Origin of the sequence: Nocardia spumae (genome assembly GCF_020733635.1) — a bacterium.
GTDB lineage: Bacteria > Actinomycetota > Actinomycetes > Mycobacteriales > Mycobacteriaceae > Nocardia > Nocardia spumae.
Genome location: NZ_JAJFZL010000001.1, coordinates 4,852,146 through 4,870,651 on the forward strand (window position 1 = coordinate 4,852,146; position 18,506 = coordinate 4,870,651).

Sequence of the window (18,506 nt, forward strand, 5' to 3'; positions counted from 1 at the left end):
GCTTCTCGCCACGCTACCGATCGAGGCCGGAGCTCGCATTCGCCCAGGACTGTGGGAAATTCGACAGTTCCGGGCTCGCGGCGGTCGAATAGTGATCGACCGCAACGCTTCCGGGCCGGCGGGAGCCGATCATCCCAGCGTTGCGCTGGCCGCTCGCAACTCGCCCAGCGCCGCCAGTGTGAGCCGGGAGAGCTCCTCGGAGGTTTCGAACTCACCTTCGGACCATTCGGCGAATCCGCGTTTGAAGGCGAGGACGCCCAATTCGCTCGCGAGCGCGGCGGTCGGGCCGGGCACCCCGCGGGTGATCAGAGCCTGTGTCATGGCGGCCGCCAGGCTGACGGTTTTGAGGGCGTCCCGTTCCTGAAGTTCGGTGCTGGCGGCAACGGCTGCTTTGAGGCGGGGTGCGAGCTCTCGATTCATGGGCCCCATGGCGGTCGAGGCGCGTTCGAGGCCGGCGGCGACCGCCTCGAGCGGGCTGGCGGCGGCCGATGCCTCTTCGATCCCCTCGGTCAGCAGCCGGCTCAGCGTCTCCTGCCCGGCCACCAGGAGTTCGCGTTTATCGGGAAAGTGCCGGAAGAAGGTGCTTTTCGTGACTCCGGCGCGTTCGGCGATCTGCGCGACCGTGGTGGCGTCGTAGCCCTGCTCGGTGAACAGATCGACAGCCGCCACGACCAGCCGTTCTCGTGCGCCTGGTTCCCATCGACCCATAGGCTCATCATAAGTGATGGGACAAGAGTCCCGTCGCCGTGGTAGCGTGACGGGACAAAGGTCTCATCACTGGAGGAGAATTTCATGCGCGTATTCGTCACCGGGGGCACGGGCGTGATCGGTTCCGCTGTGGTCGCCGAGCTCGTCGGCAACGGTCACACCGTGCTCGCACTCACCCGCTCCGATGCGGCCGCCGCGGCCGCCGCGGCGGCAGGCGCCGAAACCCTCCGAGGCGGACTCGCCGACCTCGATGTTCTCCGCGACGGTGTCGCCGAATCCGAGGGAGTGATCCATCTGGCATTCGGCAACGATTTCAGTAGCGCCGAAGCCCTGGCCGCGAATATCGCCGAGGAGAGCGCCGCGCTGGCCACCCTCGGCGAGGAGCTCGTCGGCAGCGACCGGCCGCTCGTCACCGTCTCGGGGACGCCGTACGTGCCGGGCCGCGCCTCCACCGAATTCGATCCGGTGTCGACCGACGGGCCCGTCGGTGGTCGCGGGCACACCGTCACCACGATCCTGGGTCTGGCTTCGCGCGGGGTCCGGAGCACGGCCGTGCGGCTGCCGCGCACGGTGCACAACAACGGCGGCGGCGGATTCGCCGGTCTGCTGACCGATATCGCGCGCCGCACCGGTGTGTCCGGTTACCCGGGCGACGGCGCCCAGCGCTGGCCGGCCGTGCACGCGCTCGACGCCGCCGTCCTGTTCCGGCTCGCCCTGGAAGACGCCGAAGCCGGAACGTCCTGGCACGCGGTGGCCGACGAGGGTGACCGCGTCCTGGACATCGCGACGGTGATCGGCCGGCAGCTGGGACTGCCGGTCGCGTCGGTGTCCGCCGAGACCTACGGCCCGCTGGGCCAGATCTTCTCGACCGATCAGCCCTCCTCCAGCGCCCACACCCAGCAGGCGCTCGGCTGGAAGCCGACGCATCCCGGCCTGCTGGAGGATCTGACGAACCTCGCACCCTGAACCGTCCGCGACCGGTCAGCGGATGGAAAAGGGTTGACCAGCAACGTGATCCGGCCGCTGTCGCCGCGGTCCGCCGGTTCCGATTCGTCGACGCGGAGATTCGAGGACGCCGATCGGACCAGGCGGCGCGGCATCGGGCGTAGGCTCAGGCGCAGTCCGGTCGGGTCCGTCTAGGTGGCAGGAGTTCGCGGTGATGAATATCGTTCGTCGGGTCGGCATCGCAATAGCGGGACTCGCGGTCGCGGGGTTGTCGGCGACCGGATTCGCCGCCGCGGATCCGACACCTGTTCCCTTCCAGGTGAACCCGGCGCCTTACGGCAATCCGAACGGCAGTTTCGACGTCCCGCCGATCCACTGCGCCGTCGTACTCGACCACCCTGGTTCCGCGGTGATCACCGGAGGAAATCCCGGGCAGTGGGGTTGTCTGCTGTCGTCGACGGTGCAGTGGCTGAACCTCACCACCGGCGTCTCCGGGGTGGCTCAATTGTCGAACGGGCTCAACGGGATTCCGCCGCAGGCCACGCTGAATACCGGTCCGGGACGGATCGTGTTGATCCTCACCCCGCTGAACGGCGGCACGACCACGCCGGGATTCGCCACCTTCGCGGTGGGCTGAGTCGTTCCGCGGGGTCGTTCCGCGGCGGGCCGCGCCGTGTCGCGCGTCACGCCGGTGCGGGTCTCGATGATCGGGAGCTACGCCATGTCATCCGCTCAGGCGACCTAACTTCTCCCTGTGACCCGCAACCGCACCTATCCCCACCTGCTGGCTCCCGGGACCATCGGTCCCCTCACCGTGCCCAACCGCGTCGTCCTGCCCGCCATGGACATGAACCTCTGCGACGACGGTGAGATCGAGCAAGGCGACATCGACCATTTCGTCGCCCGCGCCGCCGGCGGGACCGGCCTGATCATCACCGGTTGCTGCGCCGTCGCCTACCCCGTCGGATGTACGAGCAGGAAGGAACCGGGACTGTCCGAGGATCGGTTCATCCCCGGACTCACCGCGCTCGCCGACGCCGTCCACGCCACGGGAAGCAAGCTGTGTGTGCAGATGACCCATCACGGCAAGGTCGCCCGGATCGACACCGTCGAGGGTCGTCCGCTGCTGGTGCCGTCGACGCCGACCGGCCGCGCCGACATGTCCGCACTGAGTGACAACACCCCCGCCGAGTTGCAGAAGATGGCGGCGGTGACGGGTGGGCAGCAGGCCACCTATCGCGAGGCCACCCAGGACGACATCGATTGGGTGGTGCGGTGTTTCGCGTCGGCTGCTGGGCGGGTGCGGGACGCCGGCGGTGACGCCGTCGAGATCCACTGCGCGCACGGCTACATCCTCGGCGGCTTCCTGAGCCGGGCGGACAACAAGCGCACCGACGACTACGGCGGATCGCTGATGAACCGGGCGCGGTTGGCCGTCCAGGTCATCCGGGCCGTCAAGGCGGAGGTGGGTGATTCGCTGGCGATCCTGGTTCGGGTCGCGGGACGCGAGTTCGGCGAGGAGGAGGGGCTGACCACCGCCGAAGCCGCGCAGGCCGCGGCGCTGTTCGAGGCCGCGGGCGCCGACGCGATCCACGTGACCGGCTGGGGTCGCAATCCGTTCTCCAACTTCACCGACGGTCCGCTACCCGACCGGGTCGGTGCGTACACGGAGTTGGCGGCGCAGGTGAAGAAGGCGGTGTCGATCCCGGTGATCGCCGTCGGCCGGGTGCTGCCGGAGGTCGGCGAACGGGTGATCGCCGACGGCACCGCCGACTTCGCGGCGATGGGACGGCAACTGCTCGCCGATCCGGAGCTGGTGAACAAGCTCGCGGCCGGAACGCCGGAACGGGTCCGTCCCTGCATCAATTGCTATGTGTGCGTTCAGGAGAACTTCTGGGACGACACCCCGGTCTGTGCGGTGAATCCCGCGCTGGGCAACGAAACGCTGCTGCCGCTGGTACCGGCCCCGCGCGCGAAACACGTCGTCGTCGTCGGCGCGGGCCCCAGCGGACTCGAGGTCGCGCGGCTGGCCGCTGAGCGCGGACACCGCGTCACCGTGCTGGACAAATCCGACCGTCTCGGTGGCACGCTCTGGTTCTCCAGCCTGACCACACCGGACAACCAGCGGCTGCTGACGTGGCTGCGGACCGAGGTGAAGCGCCTGGGCGTCGACATCCGGTTGCGGACCGAGGCGACCGTCGCTGTGCTCGCGAACCTGAAACCCGATGTGGTCGTGGTGGCCACCGGTGCGGTGCGCGAGCGCCCGGCCGTCCCCGGCAGCACGCTGCCGCACGTACACACCGGCGACTCACTGCGCGCGCTGATGACCGGTTCCGGTGACGTCTCCGAAGCGCCGCCGCTGCTGCGGCTCATCGCCAGGCTGGGCAAGCTGTCCGGCATCACCGCAAGCCCCGCCGCGATCCGCGCGGTGACCCGGAAATTCCTGCCGATGGGTAAGAACGTCGTCGTGATCGGCGGGTCGCTCGTCGGGCTCGAGCTCGCGGAGTTCCTGGCCGAGCGGGGGCGCACCGTGACACTGCTCGAAGAAGGCCGCCAACTCGGGGTGCCGATGGCGATGCCACGTCGGTGGACGGCCGTGCGTCATGCGGGTGAGGCGGGCGTGACGATGCACCGGCAGGCGACCGTGCGGCGAATCACCCGGGATCATGTCGAATTCCGCGTCGGCGACCGGATATCGACCGCCCCGGCCGACATGGTCGTCGTGGCCTCCGGGGTTTCGGCGCGGGCGCCGCTGGCCGATGCGCTCGAGGGCGTGGTGCCCGAAGTGCACGTGGTCGGCGATGCGGCCGAGGTCGACTACATCGAGGGTGCGATTCGTACCGCGTGGCAGGTCGGTACGAGATTGTGAGGTCCGGTCCCCTACAGCCGGACGAGTGTGCGCACCCCCCAGCGCAGCCCCCGCCCGGTCCCGACCAGGAGGACGACGATCAACGCCGAGCCGAGCAGGCAGCGCAGCCAGTACCCCGCACCGGCCGGCGCCATCCCCATCGCCGCGTGCATACCGTTCTGCCACGCCGCGGCGCGCACCGCGGTCGCCGTCGCCACGAATCCGCAGATCAGCAGCACCGGCACCCGATGCCGGCCGAACCGCGCGTCGACGTCGATTCGCCAGCGCCCCAGCACCATTCGCACCAGCGCCACGATTCCGATGGCGAATGCGACCGGCACCCCGGTCATGATGGCCTGCGATACCGAGGTGCGCGGCAGGACGGCCGGCAGCAACGACACCACGACCGCGGCGGTGACGGCCGCGACCGTATCGATGCGGGGCCGGGTCAGGATGGGCCGGTGGCGACGCGGGTCCGGATTCTTCGACGGCTGATCCGGACGATCCGCGGTGGCGGGAGACACAGCGGTAACAGTGGTCATCAGGCGGCACCGGCCTCGACGACAGCACCGGCCGCGCGGCGGCGGCCCAGGCGCCGCCATGTCACCACACCGACGATCACCGCGACGACCGACCCCAGCGCGGTGGGACCGCCGATATGCAGTAGCTGGTCGTTGAGCCGCTCACCCGACAGCTCCGTGCCGAACAGGTACTCCGGATCCGGTGTCGCGTAGTTCTGCCGCCGGGAGTTGAGGTCGACTCCGGTGGTGGCGACGGTGGCCAGCACATCGCAGCGGGCGCGAGCCGCGGCGTCGGGCCGGGTGTCGCAGGCGGCGTGCATGCGCCGCTGGAGCATGGCATCGATCGCCTGGCGCGCCCAAGGACGCAGCGGCTGCTGCCGTTGCTCGGCGTATCGCAGCATGTCGTAGCCCAGATCGTGGGCCTTGCACGCCTCGGTGAACTCCTCGGGGAGTTGGATCGGCGACGAGCAGTCGCCCTGGGGGTCGACCAGCAGACCGCCCTCGACCGCCGGGCGGTAGCCGGCCCCGGCGGCGAAATCCGCGGGCACGCTGACCGACCACGGATGATCGCCGACCAGATCGATCACCGCGGCACGGGCCGACGGATTCTCCACGCCGGGCTTGGTCACCGCCGCCGACGCGGGCATGGCGGGCGCGAAGGCCAGCGGCACCATCGCGGTCATGGCCGCGAGCACCAGCGAACCGACCACTTGCCGCACCCGGCCCGGACGTCGCTGGGAATCTCGGGATGCGGCGAGCGGTGGCTCCGGCGGTGTGTCGTGCCCGGCCGGACCCGGTGATGCGTCGGTCATGGATGCCGAAGGTAACCGATGGAGATGAGAAAGACCGACTCGCTGCGAAGATGTTTACTCTCACGCGCGGCGGGTACCGTGTCCCGCGCCACGTCGGCGATGGTCGCCGAGCAGGTCGCGGGCGGTCCCGCCGGGTCGACTACCGCGCTGCGATCGGCGCGGTCACCTGGCGGTTATCGGTCTTCGCGCCGGCGAATCTCGTTCTCGATCAGATCGAGGAATCCATCGACTTCCTCCTCGTCGTATCCGCGGCGGCCGAAGGACGGCTTCGAGAATGCGATAAGACGAATATCGGTGGACGTGATCGTGAGAGTCCCTCGTCGGAATTCCTGCTCGATCCGCTCGAGAAAGGAATCGACCTGGTCCTGTGCGTAACCCCGGCGACCGAGGGCGGGCTTGCCGAATGCGACATCGCGAATGTCGTCGGCCGTGAGCCCACCGTAGGAATCGCGCGACCGATCCCCGTGCATGAATCCCCCTCGATGCTTCGAATCATCCCTTCGACCAGCGTACCGTCGCGACGCGGGGCACAGCCCGAGCCGAGATCCCCGGTGCGGTGGGCTCAATCCCGCATCAATCCGATCCAGATGTAGTCGCGGGCCCGGGTCAGGGCCACCATGGTCTGGCGTGCCGCCAGCTCCGCGCGGTCGCGCTTACTGCCGGTGAGGCGATCGACCGGCCCGGTGGGCGCATCGGTGAGGTGGAAGACCGCGGCGAAATCCATCCCCTTCGCGCGATGAACGGTGCCCACCTTCACCGCGTCGTGCTGGGTTCCGTCGTATTGGGCGAGCGAGAGGGTGGGAATCTTCGTGCGCCGCAATGCCGCCCGGATACGGTCGGCCTGGCGGTTGGTATCGGTGACGACCGCGACATCCGCGTGTAGGAAGCCCGAGTCGGTGAGCGCCGCGAGCAGCCGGGCTTCGGCCCGCGATCGCGGGAAGGTTTCGGCTTTCGCCGTGCCGCCGGGCAAAACGACATCGCTGTCGCGCAGGACGAAACCGGGGGCGCCGTCGAGATCGTCGACGATATTGGTGGCGTCGACTCGCTTGGCGTAGTCGTGCACGGCCGCGCGATTGCGATAGTTGGTGCGCAGGACAGCGCCGCGGCCCACGATCGGAATGCCGGCATCGGACAGCCGCCAGCCGCCGGGATACACCTGCTGCTGGCCGTCGCCCACCAGCAGTAACGGCGATGTCGAGGTCCCACCGGCGATCTGGTGGACCAGTTTCAGTTCCATGAGGGTGAAGTCCTGCACCTCGTCGACCACGACCAGGTCGTAGGGATCGTCGAGGGGTGCGGCGCGCAGCTCGTCGATCGCCGTGTCGATGACATCGTTGAAATCCACCACCCCGAGATCGCGCAACGTCGCCTGATAGGGCACGTACAGGTGGTTCCAGACCAGTTCGCGTTGAGATCGGTCCAGCCGCAGCCGGTTTCGGCCCACCCGGTCGATCTTGACGTACAGCTCGAGATCGTCGATCCCCTGCCCCTTCAGGACTCGATGCAGTTCGTCCTTCCAGTAGCTCGGATTGGGCTCGATCGGTTCCAGATGCCGCCGGGCGTGCCGCCAGGCGTGGTAGAAGGCGTTGTCGCCGCTGGGCATGCGGAATTCGATATCGCGACTGTCGAGCAACTGCCTGGTCCACGCGTGGAGCCCGATGAACTGCACGCGTTCGCCCGCATACGGCGCCAGCCGCCGGAAGGCGGATTCGTGGTAGGTCGGCAACGTCCGCACGAAGCTGGTGAACAACTGCCGTCCGGCGCCCTGTTTGGACAACCGCGCCATGCGATGCAGCGCGGCGACCGTCTTGCCGGTACCCGCCGGACCGCTGAATCTCGCGGGCCCGTTGTAGTTCCGGTACACCAGGTCGAGCTGGTCCGGATCGAGGAAGGTCATCCATTCGCTGAACGGTCGCTTCAGGGCCCGGGCGCGTGCGTTCTCGCGCAGCTCCGCGGAGGCGAAAAGACCTTCGGCGGGGGTGTTTTCGTGCGCGGGGGCACTGTCGGCGGAGATCAGCGTGAACCAGGTGTTGCGTTCGGCGACGTTGATCGCGATCTGCCGTGCGGTCTGCGCGGACAGTGTCGCCTCGGCGAACAGCCGCGCCGCGACCGTCGTCGGGTCGACCGCGACGTAGCGGGCCTCGGCCGGGGTGTGCGCCGCCTGCTCCATCAGCAGCATCACCTCGATCATATGTGGCACATACCTCTTCCGGCCCGCGACGAGGTTCGCGAACGTCTCCTCCGCACGCCAGCGGATCCGCCGCAGCTCGGCCGCGGTGGGCACCACATCGGTGAGGACCAGAGCGAAGACCCCGCCCGGTCCGATGGCGTAGGCGTCGAATCGATCCGATCGGCTGTTCTCGCGTTCGACGAGGACATGCCAGCCCTTGCGCATCAGCGGCACCGAGAGGAAGCGCCGCCACGCCGGTGTCAATGCGGCCGGTTCGCCGAGCTGTTGCTCTACCCAGTGGCGACGTTGTTCGAATCCGATATCGGACACCGCGATCCCCCTAACCGGTCCGGCCGGGGCAGGAATACCGGAGGAGGATGCCGCACCCGGCCTACCAAAACCTGTGTCCTACAAGCTATTACATTGTCATGATCGGCGCAGCGAATACGGCGCACGAAGATCGATCATCGAGCTCATCGGGTGCGAATCACGGATCCCGCCGGTCACCGGCGCCACCGTGCCCGTGAGCAGGCCGCTCATCGCACTCGCCCCGCGGGCGGCGGATCCCCTGCGGGCGGTCCTCTCACACACCCCGATACCGCGGCCGCGACCGCGCCACCCACAGTGCGCCGGTGACCGCGCGGTAGCGTGTCGATCCGACAGCCGCGCCGCTGCCGCCCTCTTCTCTCCCCGGAGGTCTGCTTTGACGATATTTCCCGCACCCGGACCCGACCGGCCGGCAGCGGCGCAGACCCGGTACGCACGGTTCGTCGCACTGGGCGACAGCCAGACCGAGGGGCTGTGGGACGGCGATGACGACAGTGGTCTGCGTGGGTGGGCCGATCGGTTCGCCGAACGTCTCGCTCAGGACAATCCCGGAATCCTCTACGCCAACCTCGCGGTGCGCGGGCGCCGGCTCGCCGAGATTCGCGACGAGCAGCTCGACGCCGCCCTCGCCATGCGTCCCGACGTGGTCGGATTCTGCGCCGGTATGAACGATGTCACCGCGCCGGGCGGCGATTTCGCCACCGCGCTCGACGTCATGGAGGAGCTGTACGCGAAACTGACCGCCTGCGGCGCAACGGTTGTCACGACGACCTTTCCCGACGCGCGCCGCATCGTGCCGCTGGCCGCGCGGTTGATCGGGCCGCGCATGGACTTGATCAACGACCGAATCCGATTGTGCGCCACCCGATACGACCTGCGGCTGGTGGATCTGTACAGCGCACCGTCGATGGCCGATCTGCGGATGTGGAGTCCGGATCGGCTGCACGGTTCACAACTGGGCCACGAACGATTCGCCCTGGCCGCCGCCGAGGCGATGCGCCTCGACGGCGCCGACCACAGCTGGGCGCATCCGCCGCAGCACAGCGAGCGTTTCCGCGCCGGATCGACGCTGGGCGAGCTCGGCTGGATGGTGGCGACGGTGCGGCCCTGGCTGTGGCGGCGCGTGCGCGGCGTCTCCACCGGCCACGGCCGGGCCGCGAGACGGGCCGAACTGGGGCCCGTCACCATCGACGCGACCCCGTAGCGGAAATGCTCAGCCGCGCACCCGGTCGATCACCGTCGCGAAGTCCTCGAGCGCCGGTTCCAGGACCGTCACATAGGTGAATCCGAACCGTTCCCGGCGTTCGGCCAGCTGATCGGCCATTTCGGCGGCGGTGCCGATCAGCAGGGTCGGGATCTCCAGCACCTCCTCGGCGCTGAGATGGTTCATCTTCGTGGCGATATCGGCTGCCGCGGACTTGCGATCCGAAGTCACGACCACCTGCTGGATCAGGATGTTGAATTCGGGGTCGCGGCCGTATTCGGCGGTGAAACGCCGTGCCGCCGTAACCCGTTCGTGTACCGAGTCGGCACTGGACAGCCGCATCGAACCGTCGGTGCTGCCAGGTACGGCTTCGCCGCCGGTGAAGGCGATGACGTCGGCGTGGCGGGCCGCCAGGCGCAGCATGCGGTTGCCGTTGCCGCCCAGCAGCAGCGCGGGGCGAGGCTCGGGCAGCAGCCGTTGGAGTTCGGTGAGGGTCCGTTCCAGGTGGTCGACCCGAGTCCGGGGAGTACCGAAATCGATACCGGCCTCCTCGAATTCGGCTCGCACATAACCGGTTCCGAGACCGAGTTCGAGGCGGTCACCGGTGAGCTGTGTGGTGCTGACGACATCGCGGGCCAGCAGGACCGGATTCCAGAAGGCCGCGTTGAGTACGAAGGTGCCCACCCTGGGACGGCCGGTCGCCGCGGCCGCCGCGATCAGCGACGGGAACGGTGCCGGGAGTTCGAGGTGATCGGGAACCTGGAGGACGTCGTAGCCCAGTGATTCGGCCCGCCGGCATTTGGCCGTCCACTCGTCGGCGGAACCGGGGCTGAGGAAATTGACTCCGAAGCGGAAATCGCGCACCACCCGACTCTATACGCGCCGGTCGGCGCACGAGCGGAACGAGGAGTGCGGCGGAACCGGGTCCAGGGCCGGGAACGGTCGCCCACGAGGCGACAATCCGGGCGAACCGCCGGTCCGTCGCTCGATGTAGCCTTCCCTACGCTCAGAGGCGCAGGCGCGCGGCCGACGACCGGCCTACGCTGGGGTCAACGTGATTCGTTCCCCTGGTGAGGCGGTGGCCATGACCGATTTCGATCCCGCGGTGTTCGGGCCCCCGACCGTGCGCGTCGGCACGGCCGAACGGGAGCAGGCCGCGGCCGCACTCGGTGATCACTTCGCCGCCGGACGCCTCGATCTCGACGAATACGACGACCGGGTGAGCCGGGCCTACACGGCGAAGACCACGGGCGATCTGATCGCGCTCTTCGCCGACCTGCCGCGGCCGCAACCCGTGCCACCGGCCCCGCCGCCACGACCGAGCCGGGGGCGGCGCCCGCTGATGCCCGCTCTGCTGCTCGCCACACTGGTCCTCGCGATCGTGGTCGCCGCGACCACTCACATGGTGCCGTTCTTCATCTTCCCGGCGCTGATCTTCCTGGTCATCCACGGTCGCGGCCGATTCGGTCCGCCCGGCTACGGCCGGCGGGGGCGTTACGGGACCTGATCCCGGATCGCACCTGCCCCGCCGCCGGATTTCCCAACGCTGATGAGAGCGCCTGCGGACCCGTGCGAGCATGGCGGCATGGACGACCAGCAGGCCGTATCCACATCGCGAATCGTCGCCGAAGCGGCGGCTGCCGGCCGGCCCAGCCCGGGAGCCACCTCCCCCGAGGCCGCGGCGCCCGCGGACGCCACCATCTGCCCTACCTACGGCTGGACCGGCTGGACGGTCGAACTCTCCCCGCCGCCCGGCGCCCACGACGCCGTGAAACAGCTGACGGAACTGGTCCAGGTGGTATTCCAGGCGATGGTCGACCAACTGGGCGTCGGTGACAAGGCCACCGTGCCCGATGTGAACGAGCTGTTGCGCACTACCGGGCTGTCCGACGCCCTCGACGAGTCCCTGGTTTCGGACGCGCACAGCGCCACCGTCGAGCGCATACGGAATATCAAGAAGGGCTTGATATCTCAGCACGCGGTCATCGCCGCCGGCGTGGCGACGACCGCGAAGGTGGGCACCGCACTCAACCGCGATATCTGGAACGAGGTCGGCGAACTGCGGACCGCTCTGCACGCGGTGGGCACCGGGAAACTGTCCGCGCGAGTCGAAGTGGGCCTGCTCGACCGGCTGCGCACCTCGCTGCGCGAGATGTGGAAGAAATACGACGCCGTCGTCGGCGCGAACAAATCCAACGGCGACGGGATGGGCCCGCTGACACTGGCCGACCTGAAGTCCCTGGTACCGAAAACGACTTCCGGCAGGTTGCGAGAGTATCTGCCGTACCTGAACAAGGCGATGCGGGAAGCGGGCATCACCAACCCGAAACGCGAAGCCGCGTTCCTGGCCCAGGTCATCCACGAAACCGACCAGCTGAAAACCCTCACCGAATACGGTGACGACGACTATTTCGACTCCCGGTACGGTCCGCAGACCTCCGTCGGCCGATCGCTCGGCAATACCCGTCCCGGAGACGGCTCCCGCTACCCCGGGCGCGGCGCCCTGCAGATCACCGGGCGCTCGAACTATCGGGAGGCCGGCAAGGCACTGGGCATCGATCTGGAGGGGCATCCGAAGCAGGCCGCCGATCCGGAGCATGCTTTCGATGTCGCGGCCTGGTACTGGAAATCGCATCATCTCAACGACGACGCCGACAAGTCCGACCTCGACGCGATCACTCGCGAGATCAACGGCGGCAACACCGGTGCGAACGAACGCCGCAGGTACTACGACAAGGCCCGCGAGATCCTCGACGCCGACTGACTCGGCCCCCGGCGCCCGCAGTGGAACGGCCACGACGACGAGCGCCGACACGCCCTGACGAACCGGGCATCCGGACATGCCGCGCGCGCATAGTGACTACATGCCCGCAGCCGACCTCGTCATTCGCGCGAATGTCCTGACCGTCGATGAATCCCGTCCCACGGCCGCGGCCCTGGCGGTGGCCGGCGGCCGCATCGCGGCGGTCGGTTCCACCGCGGAGGTGGACCGATGGATCGGACCCGACACGACGGTTGCCGACCTCGGCGACGCCTGCGTCATGCCCGGTTTCGTCGAAGCACACGGGCACCCGCTGATGGAGGCGGTCGTGCTCTCCGACCGGATCGTCGACATCCGGCCGGTGACGATGCGCGGTGCCGAGGAGGTCGTCGCCGCCGTCGGCCGCGAAATCACCGCGCGCGGATCCGAGGGCGCGTACCTCAATGGCTGGGATCCGCTGCTGCAGGACGGTCTCCCCCAGCCGACACTGTCCTGGCTCGACGAGCTCGCGCCGGATTCACCACTGGTCATCATTCACAACTCGGGCCATCTGGCCTACTTCAACAGCGCCACCGCGCAGCGCTTCGGCCTGACCCGAGACACCCCCGACCCGAAGGGTGCCCGCTACGGCCGCGACGCCGACGGCAACCTCGACGGCACCGCCGAGGAGACCGGGGCCGTCTTCCCCCTGCTGGGTGGAGTCATCGATCCCGAGCAGTACCCCGCGATGCTGCGCGCCGAATGCGCCCGGCTCAATCGGGCCGGGCTCACCACATGTTCGGAGATGGCCTTCGATCCGATATTCCGCCCTGTGCTCGACGTCGTCCACGACGACCTCACCGTGCGGTTGCGCGTCTACGAGATCTCCAACCCGCAGCTGCACACCGACGCGATGCCGGGTTCCGGCGACGATTTGGTGCGCCAGGCCGGGATCAAGATCTGGGTCGACGGATCACCGTGGATCGGCAACATCGACCTCACATTCCCCTATCTGGACACCGCGGCCACCCGCACCATCGGCGTGGCCCCCGGCTCGTGCGGGCATGCCAATTACAGCCGCGCGCAACTGTCGGAGATCGTGGGCTCGTACTTCCCGCGTGGCTGGCAAATGGCATGTCACGTACAGGGCGACGCGGGCGTCGACACCATTCTCGATGTGTATGCCGAAGCGCTCCAAGCCCATCCACGCCACGATCACCGACTGCGCCTCGAACATGTGGGTGCCATTACCGACGCGCAGTTGCGGCGGGCCCGTGACCTCGGCGTCACGTGCAGCATCTTCGTCGACCAGATCCATTACTGGGGCGACATCATCGTCGACGGACTGTTCGGCGCCGAGCACGGATCGCGCTGGATGCCGACGGGGTCGGCGGTGGCGACCGGTATGCGGATCTCCCTGCACAACGATCCGCCCGTCACGCCGGAAGAGCCACTGCGCAATATCGCGGTCGCGGTCACCCGGAGCACTCCCAGCGGCCGGGTCCTGGCTCCCGAGCAGTGCCTGACCGTGGAACAGGCCATCCGCGCGCAAACCCTCGATGCGGCCTGGCAGCTGTTCTCCGACGACATCATCGGCTCACTGGAAGTGGGCAAGTACGCCGATCTCGTTGTCCTGTCCGCCGATCCGCGCACCGTCGCGCCGGCCGATATCGCCGGCCTGGAGGTGCGCGCCACATTCCTGGCCGGGCGCCAGGTGCACGGTCACCCGCTGACCGCCGGGAACCGATGACCGGTTCCCGCCGCGATTCGACATGCGCAATTTCGGTCAAGCGCCGCCTGCCCGCATCCGGCCAGACTGATTCGCGTGACCACCGGACGCGACCGACTACGCGAACTGCTCGACGCCGTTCTCGATGAGAACAACACCACGCTGGGCGCGATGGCACAGGGTGCGTTCGCCTCGCCCTATCACTTCTCCCGCCAGTTCGCCCGGGGCACCGGTGAGTCGCCGGTCGCGATGCGGCGACGGGTGCTGCTCGAGCGGGCCGCCTGGCAGTTGAGCGGCGGAAAGGCGGTCACGGAGGTGGCGTTCGCGGCCGGATACGACTCGGTCGAAGGGTTCAGCCGGGCCTACAGCCGGGCCTTCGGACATCCGCCGAGCGCGACCCCCGCATCGCCACGAGCACGCTGGTTGCCCGCGGTGAACGGGATTCATTTCCATCCACCCATGTCGCTGTGGGTGGAGGGGGAACCGAAAGGCAGACACGATATGGATCCGACTTCCCTGCTGCTGCACCACGACGTCGCCGATACTCGCGAATTACTGGATATGGCAGCCGAACTCGACGACGCGCGATACCGCCGGACCCGAGGCGGCGGCACGGTGCTGCAGTGGGACGGCCCCGAGGAAACGATCGCGGGCGTACTCGGCAATCTGATCTGGACCAAACAGGTCTGGCTGGCGTCGGTCGAAGGCGCCGATCAGCCCGACCGTGGCCCCGACGACATCGCGCACCTGCGCCGGCGCCACGACGAGATCACCCCGCGCTGGCTGGACACGGTCCGCGAGATCGACCGGCGCGGCGGCTGGGGCGACACCCTCATCGACGCGTTGTGCGAACCGCCGGAGAGTTTCGTGCTCGGATCCGTCGTCGCCCACGTTCTCACCTACTCCGCCTATCGACGGCTGCTGGTCCGGCAGTGGATTCGCAGCGAAAACCCCAGCAGTGCACCGCAACACGACCACGGCGACCCGATTATGTGGTTGCGCCGGAGAGGATGACCATGCCCCGCACCGTCTACTACACCGCCACCACTCTCGACGGGTTCATCGCGACCGCCGACCATTCGCTGGACTGGCTGCTCACCCGGGACAACGACGGCGATGGGCCGATGGGCTACGACGACTTCATCGCCGAGATCGGCGCCCTCGCCATGGGCGCGAGCACCTATCGGTGGCTGCTCGACAATCATCCGGATATGGAGTGGCCGTATGCGATGCCCGCGTGGGTGTTCACGCACCGCACCTTCGCACCGCGGACCGATGGCGCGGATGTCCGGTTCACCCACGACCCGGTTCCGGTCGTGCACGCGGAGATGACGGCCGCGGCCGGCGGCAAGAACATCTGGATCGTCGGCGGTGGTGATCTGGCCGGGCAGTTCGCCGACCACGGACTGCTCGACCAGATCTGTGTGTCGATCGCACCGGTCACCCTGGGCTCGGGACGGCCGCTACTGCCGCGCCGGGTCGAGCTGACCTTGACCGAACTGGCACGCAACGGTGAATTCGCCTGTGCTCGTTTCGATGTCGTGCGACCGGGCTGAACGACCTCCCTCAGCGCGGCGGCGGAAGGACCGTGCCGTCGGGGCCGTGCGGCGCGGGGCAGGGCCGACCGGATGACCGCGGAACTCGAGAGACCGTTCCCACCGGTGGATCGCGCCTCAGGCCACGGTGAACCCGCCGTCGACCGGCAGGACCGCACCGGTCACGTAGTCGGCCCCGATCACGTAGCGGATCGCGTCGGCGACCTCGGCCGGGGTGCCCACCCGCCCGGCGGGCACCGACTGCGCGGCGACGCCGAACTGGGCGGCACGGTCCTGCGGTGACAGAAAAGGCCACCACGCGCGATCGCCAGAGGGGGGTCGCCGCGGATATCGACCCGGATCTGATACTCGACGTCGTGTATGGGGTGCTGTGGTACCGGCTCCTGCTCGACCATGCGCCGCTGGATGCCGAATCCGGAAGGCAAGTGGCGGATTTCGTGGTGCGCGCCGTGCGGTGATCGAGCCCGGGCACCCGATGGACACTCCACCCGGCGACAGCGATCCCCGCTGGGCACGCCCGCGCGCACGACGTGACGGCTTCCTCGGCCGTCGTGCGCGCGGGATGACCGCGTTACGCGCCGGGCGGCGGAGGCAGTGGCTTACCGTCGGGGCCGGCCGGCGGCGGGCACGGCTTACCGTCGGCACCGGTGGGCGGAGGCAGCGGCTTACCGTCCACACCCCGCGGCGGGGGCAGCGGCCGGCCGTCGGGACCGGTCGGCGGCGGCGGGCAGCCGTTCGACGCCGCCGGGTCGAGGGCCTGGTGCCGGGCGGGAGCCAGGGGCGCGGCCGCTGCCTGCCCGGCCATCGCCAGGCCGAATCCCGCGATCGCCGCGGCGGCGAGCAGTGTGGCAGTGGAACGTCTCATGCCGATTCCTTGTCTCGAAAGGTGATGTCCGTCATGGGATTGGACGTTCCCGCGCCGCCACGGTTCCCCGAATACCGTGATGTGATCCACGTCATAACCGGCCTCGCTCACTCCCCCACACGGACGGCGGTGACGACCACCGTGGCGTACTGCATCGTGAAGCTGCCGCCCAACTCGTCGATCGCCGCCCCGACACCGTCGAGGACCTGCTCGGCCACCTCCGGCGGCGCCTGCGTCAGCGAGCCCTGGGTCGGCATCTGATCCAGCCATTCCGCGCGCGGGTAGACGCGTTCCCAATCGAACCGCCACTCGTCGACCGCACCGAAACCACCCGATTCACGAATTCCGTTGGCGGAGTTGGTGAAGATGGTCCGGTACCCCTCCATCGCCGATCCCGGGCGCGCGGGCAGCTGGAACGCGGAGTCCGGCAGCACCCGGCGGTAGACCGCGGCGAATGCCTCGGCAACGGGGCGCGGAAGCTGGAATACGTGCCAGAACAGTGCGATTCGGCCGCCCGGCCGCAGTGCCCGCGCGGCCTGGTTCGCACCGGCGGACGGATCGACCCAATGCCAAGCCGTACCCGATACCACCGCATCGAAGACGCGTCCGGCCGGATCCCAGTCCTCGATGCGCGCCACCTCGACCTCGAGGCCGTCGCGGCGCGCGAACTCCGCCATCCGAGCGTCGGGTTCGACGCCGAGCACCTCACATCCGGCGGCCCGGAACTGGCGCGCCTCGATTCCGGTGCCGCAGCCGACGTTCAACAGGTTCGAGCCCGGACTTTCGGCGACGATCCGGTCGATCATGGCCTGCGGATAGGGCGGTCGGGTGCGGTCGTATCGGGCCGGATCGACTCCGAAGGATTCGCCGATGCTGCGGCGCGATTCCGGCGAGAGAGCGCGCGGAGACGGTTCAGTGGAGGGCATGCGCCCACGGTAGAACCGCATCATCCTTGCGTCAACCTTGGGTTGACGATCTCGGTTCGCGGGTGGCGCCGGCCGGGATCAGCGCCCCCACGCGAGGGTGATCCGGGTGGTCGCGAGGAAGTCCGCGGTCAGCTCGCGCAGGGCGAGGAACTGGCCGCCGGCGCCGTATTTCCTACGAAGACTGCCGAAGTCGGTGTAAGCGGCGGCCGCGGCGATCTGATTCGAATCGGGGATGCGGGTCGGAAACAGCCGGGGCAGAGTGCGGTTGGCCCGAAGGATCTCCAGTGTCGTGCGGTGCACCGCCGAGGACCGGCGGTATTTGGTGACCACGACGCCGACCTCTTCGAGCGGAGCCCCCCACCGGCCGGCGAGATGACGCAGATGGGCCTGCACGGGCGGAATACCGTAGGTGGACATGATGTCCGGGATGGTGGGAATGAGGTATCCGTCGGACAGCCGAAGGCCGTTCTGCGTGATCGGCCCCAGATTGGGCGGACAGTCGACGAGGACGTAGTCGTAGTCCTCGAGCGCACCCGACAGCGTCCGGGCCAGCACCGCGGTCGGATCGCTCTGCCGCAGCGCGGGCATCTCGTCCTGCAGCGCAATGAGTTTCGGGGAGGCGGGTAGCAGGTCGACGGAGGTGACCGCGTCCATCGCCGAGACCTGCCGCTGGATCAACGTGCGCACATCGGGTGCGGGACGGCCGGCGACGGCCGCGGCGAAGACGGCGGCAAGGGTGCGATCGGCGGAATCCAGTTCCACGGCCCGGTTTTCACCCACCATCATGGCCGTGAGATTCGCCTGCGGATCCAGATCGATCAGCAGCACCCGCTTGTCGAATTCGGCCGAGAGGATCTCGGCCAGTGCGGCCGTCGTGGTGGTCTTGCCGACCCCGCCCTTCAGATTGAACGTGGCCACCACATAGGGACGGGAACGTCCGGGAGTGTGCTCCCCCTCCCAGATCCGTTGCGGCCGTTCCAGGTGCAGCACGCGGCCGGCCCGAGCCTTACCGAGCCAGTCGAAGCCGTCCTCGTCGCCCGCCGGACCCGCCGGCCCGGTCGCGTCGAGCGGGGGCACCACATCGATCGAACCCGCGCGCTGTTCGGGTATCGCCTCGCTTCGCGACTCCACCAGCCCGAGACCCTCCAATCACAC

The 18,506-nt window shown here is 68.7% G+C and carries 18 protein-coding genes and 1 pseudogene; 10 read left to right on the forward strand and 9 right to left on the reverse strand.

The genetic code is table 11. The features are described from left to right. Positions 1-129: 129 nt before the first annotated feature. On the reverse strand, positions 130-708 hold the full coding sequence (locus LKD76_RS21710; RefSeq protein ID WP_227983239.1) for a TetR/AcrR family transcriptional regulator: 579 nt from the start codon (positions 706-708) through the stop codon (positions 130-132). Between the two features lie 84 nt (positions 709-792). Here LKD76_RS21710 and LKD76_RS21715 point away from each other — a divergent pair, with 84 nt between their 5' ends. The 3 genes from LKD76_RS21715 to LKD76_RS21725 all read left to right on the forward strand — a co-directional run bounded on the left by LKD76_RS21715 (position 793) and on the right by LKD76_RS21725 (position 4,522). Then, positions 793-1,674, forward strand: a complete 882-nt coding sequence (locus LKD76_RS21715; protein WP_227983240.1) for an SDR family oxidoreductase — start codon at positions 793-795, stop codon at positions 1,672-1,674. Positions 1,675-1,867: 193 nt separating this feature from the next. Continuing rightward, positions 1,868-2,290 carry a hypothetical protein gene (locus tag LKD76_RS21720; RefSeq protein ID WP_227983241.1) on the forward strand — a complete coding sequence of 141 codons (423 nt, stop codon included), beginning with the start codon at positions 1,868-1,870 and terminating at the stop codon, positions 2,288-2,290. 117 nt (positions 2,291-2,407) lie between these two features. After that, positions 2,408-4,522 carry an FAD-dependent oxidoreductase gene (locus LKD76_RS21725; RefSeq protein ID WP_227983242.1) on the forward strand — a complete coding sequence of 705 codons (2,115 nt, stop codon included), beginning with the start codon at positions 2,408-2,410 and terminating at the stop codon, positions 4,520-4,522. 11 nt (positions 4,523-4,533) lie between these two features. Here LKD76_RS21725 and LKD76_RS21730 read toward each other — a convergent pair whose 3' ends face one another. The 4 genes from LKD76_RS21730 to LKD76_RS21745 all read right to left on the reverse strand — a co-directional run bounded on the left by LKD76_RS21730 (position 4,534) and on the right by LKD76_RS21745 (position 8,334). After that, positions 4,534-5,043 carry an alpha/beta-hydrolase N-terminal domain-containing protein gene (locus tag LKD76_RS21730; RefSeq protein ID WP_227983243.1) on the reverse strand — a complete coding sequence of 170 codons (510 nt, stop codon included), beginning with the start codon at positions 5,041-5,043 and terminating at the stop codon, positions 4,534-4,536. After that, positions 5,043-5,834: a hypothetical protein gene (locus LKD76_RS21735; protein WP_227983244.1), complete on the reverse strand. Its 792-nt coding sequence runs from the start codon at positions 5,832-5,834 to the stop codon at positions 5,043-5,045. The genes LKD76_RS21730 and LKD76_RS21735 overlap by 1 nt, the downstream gene beginning before the upstream one ends. Before the next feature lie 173 nt (positions 5,835-6,007). Further along, positions 6,008-6,304, reverse strand: a complete 297-nt coding sequence (locus LKD76_RS21740; protein WP_227983245.1) for a DivIVA domain-containing protein — start codon at positions 6,302-6,304, stop codon at positions 6,008-6,010. Between the two features lie 92 nt (positions 6,305-6,396). Beyond that, positions 6,397-8,334 carry a UvrD-helicase domain-containing protein gene (locus LKD76_RS21745; protein WP_227983246.1) on the reverse strand — a complete coding sequence of 646 codons (1,938 nt, stop codon included), beginning with the start codon at positions 8,332-8,334 and terminating at the stop codon, positions 6,397-6,399. A 373-nt stretch (positions 8,335-8,707) separates the two neighbouring features. Between LKD76_RS21745 and LKD76_RS21750 the strand changes: the two genes are divergently transcribed. Further along, positions 8,708-9,535, forward strand: a complete 828-nt coding sequence (locus LKD76_RS21750) for an SGNH/GDSL hydrolase family protein (RefSeq protein ID WP_227983247.1) — start codon at positions 8,708-8,710, stop codon at positions 9,533-9,535. A gap of 9 nt (positions 9,536-9,544) precedes the next feature. Here the strand turns inward: LKD76_RS21750 and LKD76_RS21755 are convergent, their stop codons facing one another. Continuing rightward, positions 9,545-10,399, reverse strand: coding sequence for a TIGR03621 family F420-dependent LLM class oxidoreductase (locus tag LKD76_RS21755; RefSeq protein WP_227983248.1), 855 nt, complete (start codon positions 10,397-10,399; stop codon positions 9,545-9,547). A gap of 220 nt (positions 10,400-10,619) precedes the next feature. Between LKD76_RS21755 and LKD76_RS21760 the strand changes: the two genes are divergently transcribed. The 6 genes and pseudogenes from LKD76_RS21760 to LKD76_RS21785 all read left to right on the forward strand — a co-directional run. Beyond that, entirely contained in the window at positions 10,620-11,042 is a 423-nt protein-coding gene (locus LKD76_RS21760) for a DUF1707 SHOCT-like domain-containing protein (protein ID WP_227983249.1), read from the forward strand. A 78-nt stretch (positions 11,043-11,120) separates the two neighbouring features. Next, entirely contained in the window at positions 11,121-12,299 is a 1,179-nt protein-coding gene (locus tag LKD76_RS21765) for a glycoside hydrolase family 19 protein (RefSeq protein WP_227983250.1), read from the forward strand. 100 nt (positions 12,300-12,399) lie between these two features. After that, positions 12,400-14,025, forward strand: a complete 1,626-nt coding sequence (locus LKD76_RS21770) for an amidohydrolase (RefSeq protein ID WP_227983251.1) — start codon at positions 12,400-12,402, stop codon at positions 14,023-14,025. 75 nt (positions 14,026-14,100) lie between these two features. Next, positions 14,101-15,018: a helix-turn-helix domain-containing protein gene (locus tag LKD76_RS21775; protein ID WP_227983252.1), complete on the forward strand. Its 918-nt coding sequence runs from the start codon at positions 14,101-14,103 to the stop codon at positions 15,016-15,018. Between the two features lie 2 nt (positions 15,019-15,020). Next, positions 15,021-15,560 carry a dihydrofolate reductase family protein gene (locus LKD76_RS21780; protein WP_227983253.1) on the forward strand — a complete coding sequence of 180 codons (540 nt, stop codon included), beginning with the start codon at positions 15,021-15,023 and terminating at the stop codon, positions 15,558-15,560. A 251-nt stretch (positions 15,561-15,811) separates the two neighbouring features. Continuing rightward, positions 15,812-16,018 (forward strand): annotated as a pseudogene (locus tag LKD76_RS21785) (TetR/AcrR family transcriptional regulator C-terminal ligand-binding domain-containing protein); the annotation flags it as partial. Positions 16,019-16,131: 113 nt separating this feature from the next. Here LKD76_RS21785 and LKD76_RS21790 read toward each other — a convergent pair. From LKD76_RS21790 to LKD76_RS21800, 3 genes are all read right to left on the reverse strand, one after another. Continuing rightward, positions 16,132-16,425, reverse strand: coding sequence for a hypothetical protein (locus LKD76_RS21790; RefSeq protein ID WP_227983255.1), 294 nt, complete (start codon positions 16,423-16,425; stop codon positions 16,132-16,134). Between the two features lie 107 nt (positions 16,426-16,532). After that, positions 16,533-17,351: a class I SAM-dependent methyltransferase gene (locus LKD76_RS21795; RefSeq protein ID WP_227983256.1), complete on the reverse strand. Its 819-nt coding sequence runs from the start codon at positions 17,349-17,351 to the stop codon at positions 16,533-16,535. A gap of 78 nt (positions 17,352-17,429) precedes the next feature. Next, positions 17,430-18,482: a ParA family protein gene (locus tag LKD76_RS21800; RefSeq protein WP_372465917.1), complete on the reverse strand. Its 1,053-nt coding sequence runs from the start codon at positions 18,480-18,482 to the stop codon at positions 17,430-17,432. Positions 18,483-18,506: the final 24 nt, after the last annotated feature.

What these genes read in the sequence shown, in the direction of transcription:
- LKD76_RS21710 (WP_227983239.1), bottom strand. Translation starts at nt 708, where the DNA reads ATGGGTCGATGGGAACCAGGCGCACGAGAACGGCTGGTCGTGGCGGCT.
- LKD76_RS21715 (WP_227983240.1), top strand. Translation starts at nt 793, where the DNA reads ATGCGCGTATTCGTCACCGGGGGCACGGGCGTGATCGGTTCCGCTGTG.
- LKD76_RS21720 (WP_227983241.1), top strand. Translation starts at nt 1,868, where the DNA reads ATGAATATCGTTCGTCGGGTCGGCATCGCAATAGCGGGACTCGCGGTC.
- LKD76_RS21730 (WP_227983243.1), bottom strand. Translation starts at nt 5,043, where the DNA reads ATGACCACTGTTACCGCTGTGTCTCCCGCCACCGCGGATCGTCCGGAT.
- LKD76_RS21735 (WP_227983244.1), bottom strand. Translation starts at nt 5,834, where the DNA reads ATGACCGACGCATCACCGGGTCCGGCCGGGCACGACACACCGCCGGAG.
- LKD76_RS21740 (WP_227983245.1), bottom strand. Translation starts at nt 6,304, where the DNA reads ATGCACGGGGATCGGTCGCGCGATTCCTACGGTGGGCTCACGGCCGAC.
- LKD76_RS21760 (WP_227983249.1), top strand. Translation starts at nt 10,620, where the DNA reads ATGACCGATTTCGATCCCGCGGTGTTCGGGCCCCCGACCGTGCGCGTC.
- LKD76_RS21765 (WP_227983250.1), top strand. Translation starts at nt 11,121, where the DNA reads ATGGACGACCAGCAGGCCGTATCCACATCGCGAATCGTCGCCGAAGCG.
- LKD76_RS21770 (WP_227983251.1), top strand. Translation starts at nt 12,400, where the DNA reads ATGCCCGCAGCCGACCTCGTCATTCGCGCGAATGTCCTGACCGTCGAT.
- LKD76_RS21780 (WP_227983253.1), top strand. Translation starts at nt 15,021, where the DNA reads ATGCCCCGCACCGTCTACTACACCGCCACCACTCTCGACGGGTTCATC.
- LKD76_RS21790 (WP_227983255.1), bottom strand. Translation starts at nt 16,425, where the DNA reads ATGAGACGTTCCACTGCCACACTGCTCGCCGCCGCGGCGATCGCGGGA.
- LKD76_RS21795 (WP_227983256.1), bottom strand. Translation starts at nt 17,351, where the DNA reads ATGCCCTCCACTGAACCGTCTCCGCGCGCTCTCTCGCCGGAATCGCGC.